This is a genomic window from Anaerolineae bacterium (assembly GCA_013178165.1).
Taxonomy (GTDB): domain Bacteria; phylum Chloroflexota; class Anaerolineae; order Aggregatilineales; family Ch27; genus Ch27.
In genome coordinates, this window is the sequence record JABLXG010000015.1 from 66,136 (window position 1) to 81,534 (window position 15,399).

Genomic DNA, 15,399 nt, shown 5'->3' on the forward strand with positions numbered 1-15,399 from the left:
GGGCGCCGCATGCGGCGCCCCTGATATGTCACTGCACAAAAAGCGCCCCGTCCCCCTTAGCCCAGGGCCACGTCCAATACCATCATCACCACGAAGCCCAGGATGGTGCCCATCGTGCCGATGTCGCCGTACCCGGCGCAATGCGATTCCGGGATCACTTCCTCGACCACAACAAAGATCATCGCCCCCGCGGCGAAGGCCAGCGCGTACGGCAGCAGCGGGCGCATCAACAGCACCGCCGCCGCGCCCAGCAAGCCGGCCAGCGGCTCCACAACGGCAGAAAGCTGCCCGTACCAGAAGCTCCTCCGGCGGCTCATGCCCTCCCCGCGCAGCGGCAGCGATACCGCCGCCCCTTCCGGGAAATTCTGGATCCCCACACCGATGGCCAGCGCTACTGCGCCCGCCAGGGTCGCGGAGGGCAGCCCGGCTGCCGCCGCGCCGAAGGCTACGCCGATCGCCAGCCCTTCCGGGATGTTGTGAAGCGTGATCGCCAATACCAGCAGCACCGAGCGCTGCCAGTTTGTCTTGATCCCTTCAGCTTTGTCGATTCCCAAGCCCAGGTGCAGGTGCGGCAGCACCAGGTCAATACCGCGCAGGAAGACCGCGCCTCCCAGAAAGCCCACCGTTGCCGGGAGCCAGGCCGGCACACCTTCCAGTTGTTCGGAGATTTCAATGGCCGGGGCCAGCAGCGACCAGTAGCTGGCCGCCACCATCACCCCCGCCGCAAAACCAAGCATCCAGGCCAGCACCTTGCGGTTGAAATCCTGGGTAAAAAACACTAACCCCGCCCCGGCGGCCGTCAGCCCCCAGGTGAACAGCGTTGCCAGCAGCGCCTGCATGGTCGGCGGAAGGCCGTAGAGCACATCAAGCATCGTTGGATTCTCCTTGCATAGTCCGTGAACAAATCATCTGCAACGGCCCGCACATAAAAATTAGGCTTCCCTAAATCTAACAGCATCGGTCAGAAAATGCCAGTGGTTGCCGCCCCTGAAAGCGCACATTATACTGTCCTGCAGGATGCCGAGACAGGCGGGAAGAAACCATGCTCAACCTGGAACAGACTCTGCGGACGTACGATCCGGTCATGCTGGGGGTGATCGCCGACCGCTGGGATGTCGACCTGGAAACACGTAGCGTGACCGATATCCTCAAGCTGTTGCTGAAAACGATGCTCAACCCTGAGGCAGCAGCGACGACGTGGGATCGGCTGGATGACGCTCAACGCGGTGCGTTGCAGGCCCTGCTGGGGGCGGGCGGCGCGATGCCGGCCCGCATGTTCTTCCGCCTGTATGGGGAGATTCGGGAGATGGGGCCGGGCCGGCTGGAACGGGAGAAGCCCTACCTGGAACCGGCCAGCATCACCGAGGCGCTCTTTTACCGCGGGTTGATCGCCCGCGGCTATGAGGAGGCTGCTGCTGGCCCGCAGGCTGTGATCTACATTCCGACCGATCTGGCGCGGGTCCTGCCCGCCCACCGCACCGGCTTTGACCTCAGCACGGAAGACGCGGAAGACGAATTGCCGGCTGAAGAGGACGAAGAGGACGCGCTTGCCGCCAGCCAGCCGGAGGAGATCATCCCCGCCGATACGGCGCTGGTCGATGATCTGGCCACGCTGCTGGCTTACCTGCAGGTAGCCGCTGTCAGCCCGCGTGAGGATGGCGCCCTTCCGGAAGCGCACATCGACACGCTCAACACGTTCCTGCTCAAGCGGGAAGCCGGTCGGCTGGATTTTCTGCTGGGGCTGGCCCGCGCGATGGGGCTGGTCGGCCCGCGCGATGGTCTGCTCAAGCCGATCAGCGTCAACGCTCGCCGCTGGCTGGAAGCGCCGCGTAGCGAGCAGGTGCGCCTGCTGGCCACCGCCTGGCGGGAAACGGTGGACTACAACGACCTGAACCATACACCCGGCCTGATTGTGGAATCGGCCGGCAACGACCCCCGCCTGGCTCGCGCCGTGATCGCCGAGGTGCTGGCCGCTCTGCCCGCTGACGCCTGGTGGATCGTCGATGGGGTGGTTGAGGAAATCCGGGCGAATCGAATGGACTTCCAGCGCCCCGGCGGCGACTACGATAGCTGGTACATCCGCGCCGCCGCTGACGGCAGTTACCTGGGCGGTTTTGATCACTGGGATGCGGTAGAAGGAGCCATGTTGCGCTTCATCCTGACCGGCCCGCTGCACTGGCTGGGCCTGGCCGATCGCGGGCGGCACGCCGGGCGCGCCCTGGGCCGTCTCAACGCCTATGGCCGAGCTTTCGTCAGCGGCGGCAAATGGCCTGCCCTGCCTGACCCGGAAGTTGCGCCAGTTCTGCACGACGACGGTACCCTGGAAGTCTCCCGTCGTCTGAGCCGCTATGACCGCTTTCAGATCGCCCGCTTCACCGAATGGCTGAGCGCTGGCGAGCCATACCGCTACCGCCTGTCAGCGGCGGGGCTGCGCCGCGCCGCCATCCAGGAGATTGAGCCGCGCCATGTGCGCGCCTTTCTCAGCCGCGCTCTGGGCAGCGATAGCCTGCCGGCCAGTGTCGACGCCCTGCTGACGCGCTGGGCGCAGTCCGCTGAGGCCGATGTCACCATCGAGACGCTGACGGTGCTGCGCACCACTTCCCCTCAGGCGCTGGACACCATCCTGGAAGAGCCATCGCTGCGCCGCTACCTGGGGGCGCGGCTGGGGCCGGAGGCGGTGGTTGTCCGCCCCGGCCAGGCGGTGGCCCTGCAGAATGCGCTGGCGGCCTTTGGCCTGCTGGCAGAAGTGATCGGGCCGGAAGGCGACGAGAAGGCCTGATGGCCGGGGATGCCGCTACCATGAGCGCTTCAACGCTACGCACTCGCCCGCCTGCCACGCTGATCCGCGCCTTCGCTGCCACTTTTCCAGCGCGCCAGGCAGCAGTGATGACAACCGGCCCCGGCGGGACGGTCTGGGTCGCCGCCGCGCCGAACGGCAGCGACCTGCTGCATCTGGCCGCGCCGGAGCTGGACGCCCACCTGGCCTTCCGCCTGAGCCGGCCGGGGGCGCCCGCCTGCCGCCACGATGTGATCGGCGTCCCATTGCCGCCCTGGGGCCTGTACGTCGGCGCGGTTGGGTGGGCCTGGGCCGCGCAGGGGCACACCGTGCCCGGCCTGGACGCGGTGGTGCTCAGCGAGCAGGGGGTGGGGCCGGGGTTTGTCTGGGAAACCGGGCTGGCCTTTGCCGCCGCCTGGCAGGACCTGGGCGGCTGGCCGCTGCCGCCGGGCGGTCTGCTTGGCCTGATGAGCCGCCTGGGCGGGTTCTTCCGGGACGGCTGAGGGGCCACATTGCCCTGCAATCGAGCCTGCAGGCAGCCACCATCAGTGCTGAGTTGCGCCATAAAGCAGGCAACGGGCCTCCTGCCACCCGGCCACCTGGCTTTCCTTCTCCTGTCTCCTGATGTCTCCTGCTTCCTCTGGCCTCCCGGGCCCCTTACTTTTCGCCTGCGCCCCCAAAAGTCTCCCTATCCAAGCTGCGTTTCTGCGCTATAATTCTCAGGCTATATCGCATGGGCGCGCTTTCCCCGCCGGGAACGCAGTCCCAGTCTGTGGGGAAAGGAGATTACCCAATGGCCCCCAACAAAATTCAGGATGGTCTGGTTGTCAGCGTGCAGTACACGTTGAAGCTGGACGACGGTGAAATCATCGACGAGTCTACCGCGGACGATCCGTTGCTGTACCTGCATGGCGCAGACAACATCATCCCCGGCCTAGAACGCGCCCTGACCGGCATGGCCGTCAACGAGACCAAGCATGTGACGGTCGCCCCTGCTGACGCTTATGGCGAGTACGACGAAGACGCGCTCGAATCCTTCCCGCTGGGTTTCTTCCCGGAGGACCTGGAGCTGGAGCCGGGCCTGATGCTCGACATGAGCGATGAAAACGGCAATCTTTTTGAGGCAACCATCGTCGACGTCAATGACGACGAAGTCCTGGTCGACTTCAACCACCCGCTGGCAGGCGAAACGCTGCACTTCGACGTCAAGGTGCTGGCCCTGCGGGAAGCCACGCCGGAAGAACTGGCGCATGGCCACCCGCACCTGCCTGGCATGCACGCCCACTAAAGTCGCCGGGCAGCCGCCCGGCACAAAAAAGGGGCGCCACGTGCGCCCCTTTTTCATTACCCCCGCACCGCCGTCTCTGCCACCAGGTTGTGGAAGAAATGGATCGCGGTGGCGATCCCCCGCTCGAAGTAGTCCAGCAGCATGTATTCGTTAGGGGCATGGACGCCTTCGCCCGTGCCGTAGCCCAGCGAGGTCAGCGGCATACCCAGTTCCCGCTGGAACATGCCCATGATCGGCACGGAACCGCCCGCGCGGATCAACCGCGCCCGCTTGCCCCAGGTGGCTTCATAAGCGCGCTGGATGGCTTCCACCTGTGGCCCATCGAACATCATCGTCACCGGCCAGCCCAGCGGCCCGGTCTGCACGTCGATGCTGACCGTCGGCGTGGCAAAGCTGCGGACGTAGTCCACAAACTTTTGCTGCACATCAGCGGGGTCCTGGTCGGCCACCAGGCGCATGGTGACCTTGAAGCCGCCGCGTGCCGGGATCACGGTCTTGGAGCCGGGCCCCTGGTAGCCGCCCCAGATGCCGTTCACGTCCAGCGTTGGCAGGGCGGTCGCCCGCACACTAAAGCTGCCCAGCGGCTCCGCCCAGAAGGTTTGCAGACCGGTGTCTTTGCGGGCCATTTCCACAAAATCCGGCTCGTACGAAGCCAGCATGGACAGCTCTTCCGGCGGCAGGGGACGTACATTGTCGTAGAAGCCGGGGACGGTCACCCGCCCGCTGTCATCATGCAATGCGCCGATGATCCGGCCTACCACATGCAGGGGGTTGTGCACCACGCCGCCGTATAGCCCGGAGTGCAGGTCGCGGGCCGGGCCGGTGACGGTCACTTCCGCCTCAATGATCCCCCGCGCAGCATACATGATCGTGGGGTCGTCCGGGCGGGAACCGCCATCCGAAACCAGCATGAAGTCGGCGCGGAGCAGGTCGCGGTGTTCACGGATGAACGGCTCCATACTTGGCGAGCCGATCTCCTCCTCACCCTCGAAGAACACCTTGACGTTGACCGGCAGCTGTCCTTCCGCAGCCAGCATGGCCTCAAACGCCTTGAGGTTGACCCATACGCCACATTTGTCATCGATTACGCCGCGCGCATACAGCCTGCCATCACGGATGGATGGTTCAAAGGGCGGCGTCACCCATTCGTCCAGCGGGTCGACCGGCTGCACGTCGTAATGGGCGTACACCAGCACCGTCGGGCGGTCAGGGCCAGCCTCCAGCCATTCCCCGTAGACGACCGGGCTGCCGCCGGTAGGATAAGCGCGGGTGTTCCTGAAGCCCAGCCGGGCCAGTTCCGCCACCACCCAGTCGGCGCAACGCTCCAGATCCGCCCGGTAGGCCGGATCAGTGCTGACCGAGGGGATACGCAAGAAGTCCAAGAAGCCATCCAAAAAGCGCTCGCGGTGGGCGCGCGCGTAGTCCATGGCCTGTTGCCGTGGGTCTGTCATCACTGTTCTCTCCTTAATGCATAACTGCTTCGCACCCGGCGGATGGCGCCATCCACAGGATGGCATCATCCGCCGGGGCCTGATCACTCGCCTGTGTAGCGCACCTGCCACACGTGCCCATAGATGTAATCCGCCACGACCAGCGACCCATCCGGGGCAACGGCCACATCCGCCGGGCGGATCAGGCCGGTCACAAAGGCGCTGACCTGGGCCGCCCGGGTGTTGGGGACATTACGCACGCGGATGACCCGCTGTGCGCCCTCCACACCGTTCCACAGGGCCACAAACAGGTTGTCGTAGTATTCAGGTGGGAAGGCCCCGCTATGATAGGCAACAATCCCGCGCGGGCTGGAATCGGGGGGCAGGGTCACCCAGTCCGGCACCGGGGTCAGGTCAGGAGGAATGACCGGGCATTCCAGGCAGCCGCGCTCCCGCCAGTACGGCCAGCCATGATGCCCGCCCTGCTCCAGGCGAACCAGCCGGTCACCGATGCCAATGATCAGCCCGGTGTCGGTCACGAACAGCCGCCCATCGGCGGTGAAAGTCAGGTCGATCGGGTCGCGGAAGCCGCGCCCCAGCACCTCGACCGTGCTCCCATCCGGCGGCAGGCGCAGGATCGCCCCTTCCCAGGGGGTGGGCGTGGCGTACAGCTCCGGCAGGTGGGGGGCGGCCTCGCTATGGTCAGTCAGCGCCCCGGCTGCCAGAACCAGGTAGCCGTCCGGCCCGAAGGCGATGCCATTGGGTTGACCATTGATGATCGTGTAGCAGCAGGGCAGATCATCGCGCAGCAGCCGCGGCGTACCGTCCGGCTCCAGGCTCCACAGCGCCCCGCCGCCATCCGCCCGCGTCCGGGCTGTGTAGTAGAGGATATCTGTGCCGGGACGGAAGGCCAGCCCTCCCGGCGAGATCAGGCCGTCCAGAATCGTCGCGCTCGCGCCGGTGGCCGGGTCGAGCGCGACCAGCGCACCTGCCTGTGCCCCATCGGTGATCACCAGTGCATAGAGCCGTCCGTCCGGGCCAAAGGCAATGCTCAACGGCTGGCCGGGCAACTGCCCCAGATGACTGAGCACGAAGCCCGGCGGGACGGCGATCCGCTGCAGAAAGCCGTCGATATCGTCCTCACAGGGGAAGTCGCCGCAACTCCACCCGGCGGTGGGACTCAGCGGCGCTTCGACGGTCGCCCGCACGGCGGGCTGAACCGCCAGTGTGGGCACGGGCGTCAGCGTGATCAGGCCGGGGGTAGGCGTCGGCGTGCTGGAGGGCGTCAGACTCGGCGTTGGCGTGAAGCTGGCCGTCGGCGTGAAGGTGGCCGTTGGCGTAGGAGTCAGGCTGGGCGTGATCGTCGGCGTGGCGGTCGGGGTGGCGGTCGGCGGCAGGCCGCCGCCGGTGATGCGCGTGGGCGTGACACTGCCCGCCGCCAGCGGCGTGATGGCCGGGGCTGCCCCGCTGCCCAGATCGCAGGCCAGGGCGGCCAGCGTCAGCAGGCTCAGCGCCACAAAGACGCGGCTCAGCCCGGCAACCGGATCGCTGCAGAATCTCGTTCGCATCCCTGCTGTCCCTACAATGTGTCTGTGTCGAGGATGATCGTCACCGGCCCCTGGTTGACGATCTCGACGGTCATCAGCGCGCCAAAGACACCGTGTTCCACCCGCGTCACGCCGTACTCCTGCAACTTGCGGGCGTAGGCCAGCACCAGCGGTTCGGCCTGCTCCGGGCGGGCAGCATCGACGAAGGCCGGGCGGCGGCCCTTGCGGGCATCGGCGTACAGCGTGAACTGGGAGATCACCAGGACGCCGCCGCCTATATCCAGCACCGAGCGGTTGAGCTTGCCCTCGTCGTCCTCAAAGACGCGCAGATGGGCCGTTTTGCGGGCCAGCAGATCGGCCTGCTGCTCGGTGTCGGTATGGGTGACGCCCACCAGGGCGACAAAGCCCTGATCCACCGCGCCGACAACCCGCCCGTCCACCGTGACCGATCCCCGCGTCACCCGTTGCAACACCACGCGCATCGCGCTGCTCCTCTCCTGTTGCCTGCGTTTCCAGCGGGGCGATTGTAGCACACCGCAGCAGCTCTCCGGCAGAGCTAATGTGTACGGTGCTCCCCGGTTTGAAAAGAGGCCGGGGATGGTGTTAAATAAATCGGGGGATGCGGCCCACAGGTTCGCCCCCTGATCGTGCATCCAGCGCGTGAAGTGAGGGAACGCTATGGCCCAGGAATACCGGAGCGAGAAACTGGAGCATGTCCTGCGCAAGATTCATCTGGTGCTCCGGGGAGGCGTCAAGGCATCGGTGATCGTCGATGTCAGCGGGCTGCTGATGGCCTCCTTTCCTCCCGGCCTGGCCGACGCCGCTGATGCTCCAACCAGCAGCCCTCAGGTGGCAGCCATGGCTGCTACCCTGATCGGCCTGGCAGAAACCACACTGGAACGCCTGGCGCAGGGCAGGCTGGATCGTATCCTTATGGAAGGGCAAAACGGCTTGATGCTGGTCTACCCGGCGGGCCGGGTCGCCGCCATTGCCATCCTGCTGGAGAAGGATGCCCGCCTGGACCATGCCTTCTTCGCTGCCAGCAAGGCGGCCCGCGAAGTGCTGGAAGTCCTCAATCTGCAGCCATAGCGCCACTCTCCCGCCCGTCGATCAAAAAACGCCCCGCCCATGACCTGCGGCGGGGCGTGTGGTGATTTGCCAGCGTTCAGGCGTCACCCTGCTTCTTATCATCGGGAGCAGGCGGAACATCCTCGGATGGCGGCTCCACAGCGCGGGTAGTCGGCTGGCCTGGTTCGCTGCGGCGCAGAGGGGGCATCGAATCGAGCAGTTCCTGCAGCGCCGGGCCGGTGATCGTCTCGATCAGGTTGTTGTTTTCGGCGGCGGGCGCACCGGTGGTTTGGGGCGGCTCCTCAGGGGTTGTGTCGGCGGAGTGATTGGGAAGCTCCCCCAGGACCCCCGGCGGAGGCTGGAAGATGATGCGGATCACCATCTGCCCCAGCCGCAGCCGGTCGCCGTCGCGCAGGCGATACGGCTGATGCGGGTTGAGCCGCTGACCGTTGAGGAAAGAGCCATTGCTGCTGCCCAGGTCCCAGACATCCAGGTGCTCATCATCGGTCAGGCGCAGCGCCGCATGGCGGCGGCTGACGCCCATCCGGTAACCGGCGTAAGGTGTCAGATCAACATCGGGCATGGCGCCTGTGGCCGGGTCGCGGCGGCCAAAGATCACCTGCTGGCCAGGGCGGATTATTAACGGCTCCGGCGCTCCCTCGATCTCAAAGCGCAACTGCGAGCCTGCCGGAAAGTGGTCGCTCCCCGCGCTGATGATCGGCTCGCTCACGGCGACATCCGTCTCGCCAAACGAGCGGGTGGCCCCGGCAGCGGCCGTATTTTCCAGGCTGGTGCCGCAGTTCTCACAGAAGACCACACCGGATCGATTAAGGTGCCCGCAGTTTGCGCAAACTAGCATGGGTCTGGCTCTTTTCAGGGTACGCGGCATGCCGCAGTACATTAAACGCTACCTACTACTCTTATATTATAGTGCAATTACCCCTACAGACGATATGCTACCCGCCCGCAGGCGGAAGGGCCGCACCGGTTGGCAGTCCCGCTGCCCGTGGGGGGGGGAACTGTGTAAGGGCCTGCGCCTACTGCGACCAGTCGGTCGGGGTGCGATCCCAGCGGTGGGCGCGCAGCTTCTCGATCAACCCGGCGGGTAAACCCGCGCCGTCGCTGGCGGCGATGTTGGCTTCCACGTGATGCAACTTGCGCATACCGGGGATGACCGTGCTGACTGTCGGGTTGGAGAGGATGAAGCGCAGGGCCATCTCCGCCATGGTCATCCCCGGCGGGATCAGCGGACGCAGAGCCTCCGCCCGGTCGACCGAGGCGTTGAGGTTTTCCGGCACAAAGTACGTATTGCGCCAGTCGCCTTCCGGCCAGCGGGTGTCTTTGGTCAACGTGCCGGTGAGCGTGCCTTCATCGAAAGGCACGCGGGCGATGATGGCGATGTCCAGTTCCTGCGCCAGCGGGAACAGGTGATCCTCCGGCGCCTGATCAAAGATGTTGTAGATCACCTGCACGGCGTCGATCAGGCCGGTTTTGAGCGTTTCCAGAACGTTATCCGGCTCCCACCGGTTGACGCTGACTCCCATCGATGTGATCAATCCCTCGCGCTTGAGATCGTCGACGGCGTTCTGCCAGCTCTCGTCATTGGCCCAGGCATCTTCCCAGACATGGAACTGCATCAGGTCGATCCGTTCCACACCCAGGTTGGCCAGGCTCTTTTCCGTATACTCGCGGATGTAATCGGGTGGGAAGACGTCCATCAGCTTGAAATGCGACCTGGACGGCCAGATGCGATTCTTGGGCGGAATCTTGGTGGCGACATACAGCCGCTTCTCTGGGTAGGCGCGCACAAGCTGACCCAACAGGCGCTCACTGTGGCCCTCGCCGTAGCCCCAGGCGGTGTCAAAGAAGTTGCAGCCCAGCTCAACCGACCGGTGCAGCGATTGCATGGTCTCTTCATCGTCGGAGCCGGTCCAGCCGGCCAGGCCCCACATCCCGTACCCAACCTCGCTGACCTGCCAGCCCAGGCGGCCAAATCTGCGGTACTGCATGGTCGTCTCCTCCCCACTGTCTGCCGTTCGATGGTTTACCCAGAGTATACCGTGATCTGCCGGGCTGGCGGGCTGGCGCGGTGGTGCGCGGCACCATACCACGGGCGACTTCCTGACCCCGACGGCCGGCTGGCATCTTTGCCGCCTGCGCCGGGCAGCGGTATAGTCCCCGACGTTTGGGATCGGTTGTGCTGAGGTTTGCTGATGACCCGCCGTGCGCTTTCCGGCGGCTGGCTGCCGTTTCTGGCGGCGCTGGCCGGCCTGCTGATCGTCTACCTGCCCACCGTGCAGCCCATCCCGGCCGGGTCCGGGCATTACACCATGCTGGACACGGGCGAAACGCAGATCGTGCTCAACGTCTGGGGCACGCTGCACGCCACCGGCTACCCGCTGTATGTCATGACGGGCAGCGCCCTGGTGGCAGCGCTGCGGCTGGCCGGCGTCGGACCGGCGACAGCGCCGGCGCTGGTCTCTCTACTGTGGGGGGTGCTGGCGCTGGCCGTTTTCTACGCCCTGCTGCGCCACCTGACCGGGCGGACGTGGGCGTCCGCCGTCGTCATTGTGCTGTTCGGCCTGATGCGCACAGTCTGGATTCACCAGGTCATCGCCGAAGTCTACTCGTTCGGTTTGTTGATCCTGGTCGGGTTGCTGGCGCTGGCCCTGTGGCGCGCGCCTGTTCGGGGGCGCATCCTGGGGCTGGCCCTGCTGGGTGGGATCGGCGTCGGGCATCACCGCGCTCTGGCCTTCACCGCACCAGCCCTGATTGTTGCTGCCTGGCCGTCGCTCTGGCGCGGCGATTCCGGCGGCACCTCTCCCGCGTCGTGGCGCGCCGGAATCGCCCGGCTGGCGCAGCTGGCGGTGGCTGGCCTGCCGCTGGCTGCAGCGGGCGTCTTCCTGCCGTACCTTTACCTGTGGGCGCGGGCCAGGGCGGGCGCAGCCTGGGTCTATGGCGATCCATCGACGCTAGCCGGGCTGTGGGCGCAGTTCAGCGGGGAAGAAGCCGGGCGGTACATCGGCCTGCCGGGGACATGGGACGCGCTGCAGGCCAACCTGGCGCTGGTCAACAGCGTGCTGCTGACCGATCTGACACTGCCGGGTTTGCTGGCCGGGCTGGCCGGGTTGATCGTTGCCCTGTGGGAGCCGCACCAACGCCGGGCGGCGGTCGCCCTGTTGCTCAATGCGGCGGTGCCATATACCTTTCACGTCCTGTTTTACCAGGACGTGCTCTCCGCGCTGATCCTGCCGATACTGGTCTCGGCGGCAGGCGGCTGGCTGTTGCTGGCTGACCGTCTGCTGCGCCTGGCCGGGGAGCGCCCAGCGGGCCGGGCACGGCTGATCCCGGTCGGTTTGCTGGCGGTGGCGGTGCTGGCGGCAGGATTCTTGCTGGGGACAAACGGCCCGTTCATCGCCGGGCTGGTGAGCGATCCCGCTGGGCTGAAAGCCATCGCCACCGCGGCAGGCACGCCGCCCGGCGCGACACTGATGATCCCCTGGGGGGTGCAGTACTTTGCCGTCAGGTTCGCCCAGGATGTCGACCCGGCGCTGGCGCCCGGCCTGCGCAATGTGCCGATCGTCGATCACCGTACCGACTTACTGGCGCTGGCGCGGGATGGGATACTGGTCGTCCCGGCGGAGACGCTGTGGAATCAGCCGCCGGCCTGGTGGGAGGCGCGGCTGGGCCAGCTGCCGGTCGCCCAGGCCGCCGCCCCGGGGCTGGTGCAGATCGGCCTGACGCCGGGGCGCATCGCCGACCCGCCGGATTCCTTTGGTCCTGCTGCTGAACGGATCACCTGCGCCGCCGGTCGGGTGATCCTGGAAGTGATGTGGTACACGCCGGAGACGCCTGCCGAAGACCTGAGCGTGTTTGTCCATGCCCTGGACGCAAACGGGACGATCCTCGCCCAGGCTGACCAGATTGCGCCGGTGTATGGCTGGCGGCCGCTGACCACCTGGCGGGCGGGCGAGGCCGTGCGCGATGTCTACGCCCTGGACGCCGACCCGGCGACTGTGCGCCGGGTGCGTTACGGCCTGTACCGGATCACCGCCGCCGGCTTTGAGAATGTCTACACATACACGGTTGAGGTGAACTGCCCGCCAGAGGAAGCGGGTCTGCGTTTTTGAGTGTTGACCCGGCGCGCCGGGTTCTGAGCAGCCCTGTTCCAGGAGGCAGGTCAGGCCCGGATTTCGCGGGCAGGCGGTATGATCGGCGTTGATCTGCGCCTGTGTTGAGGGCACTGCTGTGATCGGAAGGTGGAGGGGTATGCGCGACAGGCTGCAAGCCGAACTACACTTCCCGCCGGGCTTCCTGTGGGGCACGGCGACCGCCGCCCATCAGGTGGAGGGCGGCAACCGCAACAACTGGTCCGCCTGGGAAGCCCTGGGCGGGGGACGCATCTTCGGGGATCACGTCAGCGGGCAGGCCTGCGACTGGTGGAATGGCCGCGCTGAGGAAGACTTCGCCCGCGCTGCATCCCTGCATAATAACGCCCTGCGCCTGTCGGTCGAATGGAGCCGCATTGAACCGGAGCCGGGCCGCTGGGATACAGCAGCGCTGGAGCGCTACCGGGCCATGCTCGATGACCTGCACGCCAGAGGGCTGGAGCCGATGGTGACGCTCCACCACTTTACCAACCCGCTGTGGCTGGAAGCGCGCGGAGCATGGCTGGATGAGGAGACTCCGCGCCTGTTCGCCCGCTTCGCAACGAAAGTAGCGGAAGCGTTCGGTGAGCGGGTGACACTGTGGTGCACGATCAACGAGCCGGTGGTCTACGCTACGGAGGGTTACCTGATCGGTGAGTGGCCGCCCGGCCACCGCAGCCTGGATGAAACCTTCCGGGTGGTTGCACAACTGGTGCGTGGCCATGCCGCCGCCTACCGGGCGATCAAGGCCGTCCGGCCAGCGGCGCAGATCGGCTTTGCCAAACATCAGATGACGGTCGCGCCCGGCACGCTGCTGATCGGGCATCTCGGCGCCGCGCTGATCCACTACCTGTTCAACGAGGCGATCTTCGGGCCGTTCAACGGCCGGCGGCTCAACTTCCTGGTGCGCTCATTCAGCATCCCTGAGGCGCGCGGGACACTGGACTGGATCGGGCTGCAGTACTACGCTGCCCAGCACATCTATCTGAGCAGGTCGTCTGACACCCCTTTGCCGGGGATCGAGATGCGTACGCCGGAAGGCCGGCCCCGCGGCCCGCGGGACTGGGGGGAACTGGCCCCGGAACAGATTCTGCCGCGCCTCAAGCACCTCTATCGCCTTGTCCGCCGGCCACTCTACGTGACTGAGGCGGGCGTCCCTGATCCTGACGATAGCATCCGGCCCGCCTACCTGGCCCGCACGCTGCGCGCCGTGTGGCAGGCCTGCATGCACAACTACCCGGTGCGGGGCTTCTTCTTCTGGAGCCTGGTGGATAATTTCGAGTGGGCAGAGGGCTACGACCCGCGCTACCGCTTTGGTCTGTACGGGGTAGACTTTCAGACGCAAGAACGGACGGAACGCCGCAGCGCCCGGCTGTACCGGGCTGTGTGCGCAGCTAACGCCCTGACCGCCGCCATCGTCCGCGAACATGCGCCGGAAGCGTTCGACGCCATCTTTCCCACCCCGCAGCCGGTGGCATGAGCCGATGACAATACAGATTCACTGTTGCAGAGGAGGCTAAACCATGGACGTAGAACTGCTACACTTTGACGGCTGCCCCTCCTGGCAGTCAGCCCTGGAAGAACTACGCGCCGCGCTGGCCGAGCTGGCGATCCAGGCGGAAGTGAGGCTGGTGCGCGTAGAAACTGACGAACAGGCTCAGACGACCCGTTTTGTGGGATCGCCCACGATTCGGGTCAACGGCGCTGATTTGTTCCCGGTGGGGCACACCCAGTACGCGCTGGGGTGCCGCGTTTATGCCACGCCGGGAGGACTACGCGGCTGGCCGGATCGGGCCATGATCGCGGCGGCGCTGCGCGAGATTCGCTAGTTGCCAGTGATCCGAGCCGGCGCCTGCCCCCTGAATTTCAACTGCTCTACCCTGGCAATCTATGCTATAGTGAGATAGAGCAGTAACGTAGCGGTAGAGAACATCATAGATAGCTGGTAGCTGCCGAAGGCGTCGTTGCATCTGCAGGGGGCCTTCGGTTTTTGTTTTCCCGGCAGCAGGCATTAGCCGGGGAGAAGGAGACAGGCAATGGACCGCATCACGTTGAGTGTGATCAAGGCTGATGTTGGCGGTTACGTGGGGCACTCGGCCATGCACAGCGAATTGATCGCCGAGGCCACCCGGCAGCTTGAGGGGGCGCGGCGCGACGGGCTGATCGTCGATTTTCACGTGACCGCCTGCGGCGATGACCTGGAGCTGATTATGACTCACAGCCGGGGCGTCGATGATGAGACCATCCATCACAGGGCATGGGATGTATTTGAGGCGTGTACAGCGGTGGCCCGACGTTTGAAACTATATGGTGCGGGGCAGGACCTGCTGGCAGACGCTTTTTCCGGCAACGTGAAAGGCATGGGGCCTGGCGTAGCCGAGATGACGTTTGAGGAGCGCCCATCCGAGCCGGTGATCATCTTCATGGCGGATAAAACCTCCGCCGGAGCGTGGAATCTGCCACTATGCAAGATGTTTGCCGATCCCTTCAACACCGCCGGATTGGTTATCGCGCCGCCGCTGCATGATGGCTTCCGTTTTGAAGTGCATGATGTCAAGCAGAACAAGCGAATCTTCTTTGACACACCGGCGGAATATTACGATCTGTTGGTGTTCATTGGTGCGGCGGGTCGCTATATGGTCAAGGCAGTCTACGGCCGGAACGGCGAGATCGGCGCGGTGTCTTCCACCCAGCGGCTGGCGCTGATCGCCGGCAAATACGTTGGCAAAGATGACCCGGTGTGCATCGTTCGCGGGCAGGGTCAGTTCCCGGCAATCGGCGAAATTCTGGAACCGTTTACGCTGCCGCATATCGTGGAAGGCTGGATGCGTGGCTCGCACTATGGCCCACTGATGCCCGTCCCGCTGCGCAATGCTACACCGAGTCGCTTTGATGGGCCGCCGCGTGTGGTAGCGCTGGGGTTCCAGCTGGCGGAAGGCCGCCTGATCGGGCCGCGGGATATGTTCGATGATCCTGGCTTCGATGAGGCACGGCGGGCATGTAATGTCCTGGCTGACCAGTTGCGCCAGCACGGGCCGTTTGAGCCGCACCGACTGCCGATGGACGAGATGGAGTATACGACGCTGCCGCAGGTGCGGGAGAAGTTGCAGGCGCGGTGGGAGGAATTGCCCGCCTGAAAGTC

14 protein-coding genes are annotated in these 15,399 nt (G+C 65.6%); 8 read left to right on the forward strand and 6 right to left on the reverse strand.

Translation table 11 applies throughout. The annotated features are described in order from the left end of the window. Nucleotides 1-56: 56 nt before the first annotated feature. On the reverse strand, nt 57-872 hold the full coding sequence (locus HPY64_10800) for a ZIP family metal transporter (protein NPV67623.1): 816 nt from the start codon (nt 870-872) through the stop codon (nt 57-59). A 170-nt stretch (nt 873-1,042) separates the two neighbouring features. On the opposite strand from HPY64_10800, the gene HPY64_10805 reads away from it, so the two are divergent. The 3 genes from HPY64_10805 to HPY64_10815 all read left to right on the forward strand — a co-directional run bounded on the left by HPY64_10805 (nt 1,043) and on the right by HPY64_10815 (nt 4,064). Continuing rightward, on the forward strand, nt 1,043-2,779 hold the full coding sequence (locus tag HPY64_10805; GenBank protein ID NPV67624.1) for a hypothetical protein: 1,737 nt from the start codon (nt 1,043-1,045) through the stop codon (nt 2,777-2,779). A gap of 20 nt (nt 2,780-2,799) precedes the next feature. Next, nucleotides 2,800-3,279, forward strand: a complete 480-nt coding sequence (locus HPY64_10810) for a hypothetical protein (protein ID NPV67625.1) — start codon at nt 2,800-2,802, stop codon at nt 3,277-3,279. 290 nt (nt 3,280-3,569) lie between these two features. Then, the gene (locus HPY64_10815; protein ID NPV67626.1) at nt 3,570-4,064 is read left to right on the forward strand and encodes a peptidylprolyl isomerase; all 495 of its coding nucleotides are present in this window, start codon (nt 3,570-3,572) and stop codon (nt 4,062-4,064) included. Nucleotides 4,065-4,120: 56 nt separating this feature from the next. On the opposite strand, the gene HPY64_10820 is transcribed toward HPY64_10815, so the two are convergent. From HPY64_10820 to HPY64_10830, 3 genes are all read right to left on the reverse strand, one after another. Next, on the reverse strand, nt 4,121-5,515 hold the full coding sequence (locus HPY64_10820; protein NPV67627.1) for a dipeptidase: 1,395 nt from the start codon (nt 5,513-5,515) through the stop codon (nt 4,121-4,123). An 83-nt stretch (nt 5,516-5,598) separates the two neighbouring features. Continuing rightward, entirely contained in the window at nt 5,599-7,062 is a 1,464-nt protein-coding gene (locus HPY64_10825) for a hypothetical protein (GenBank protein NPV67628.1), read from the reverse strand. A gap of 11 nt (nt 7,063-7,073) precedes the next feature. Further along, entirely contained in the window at nt 7,074-7,523 is a 450-nt protein-coding gene (locus HPY64_10830; protein NPV67629.1) for a D-tyrosyl-tRNA(Tyr) deacylase, read from the reverse strand. A gap of 196 nt (nt 7,524-7,719) precedes the next feature. On the opposite strand from HPY64_10830, the gene HPY64_10835 reads away from it, so the two are divergent. After that, nucleotides 7,720-8,130 carry a hypothetical protein gene (locus HPY64_10835; protein NPV67630.1) on the forward strand — a complete coding sequence of 137 codons (411 nt, stop codon included), beginning with the start codon at nt 7,720-7,722 and terminating at the stop codon, nt 8,128-8,130. Nucleotides 8,131-8,206: 76 nt separating this feature from the next. Here HPY64_10835 and HPY64_10840 read toward each other — a convergent pair whose 3' ends face one another. Next, nucleotides 8,207-8,968: an FHA domain-containing protein gene (locus tag HPY64_10840; GenBank protein ID NPV67631.1), complete on the reverse strand. Its 762-nt coding sequence runs from the start codon at nt 8,966-8,968 to the stop codon at nt 8,207-8,209. A gap of 178 nt (nt 8,969-9,146) precedes the next feature. Then, nucleotides 9,147-10,118 carry an aldo/keto reductase gene (locus HPY64_10845; GenBank protein NPV67632.1) on the reverse strand — a complete coding sequence of 324 codons (972 nt, stop codon included), beginning with the start codon at nt 10,116-10,118 and terminating at the stop codon, nt 9,147-9,149. Nucleotides 10,119-10,322: 204 nt separating this feature from the next. Here HPY64_10845 and HPY64_10850 point away from each other — a divergent pair, with 204 nt between their 5' ends. From HPY64_10850 to HPY64_10865, 4 genes are all read left to right on the forward strand, one after another. After that, the gene (locus HPY64_10850; GenBank protein NPV67633.1) at nt 10,323-12,239 is read left to right on the forward strand and encodes a DUF2723 domain-containing protein; all 1,917 of its coding nucleotides are present in this window, start codon (nt 10,323-10,325) and stop codon (nt 12,237-12,239) included. Nucleotides 12,240-12,378: 139 nt separating this feature from the next. Continuing rightward, nucleotides 12,379-13,737, forward strand: a complete 1,359-nt coding sequence (locus HPY64_10855; GenBank protein ID NPV67634.1) for a glycoside hydrolase family 1 protein — start codon at nt 12,379-12,381, stop codon at nt 13,735-13,737. A gap of 43 nt (nt 13,738-13,780) precedes the next feature. Further along, nucleotides 13,781-14,086, forward strand: coding sequence for a DUF2703 domain-containing protein (locus tag HPY64_10860; GenBank protein NPV67635.1), 306 nt, complete (start codon nt 13,781-13,783; stop codon nt 14,084-14,086). A 207-nt stretch (nt 14,087-14,293) separates the two neighbouring features. After that, nucleotides 14,294-15,394 carry a fructose 1,6-bisphosphatase gene (locus HPY64_10865; protein ID NPV67636.1) on the forward strand — a complete coding sequence of 367 codons (1,101 nt, stop codon included), beginning with the start codon at nt 14,294-14,296 and terminating at the stop codon, nt 15,392-15,394. The last annotated feature ends 5 nt before the right edge of the window (nt 15,395-15,399 follow it).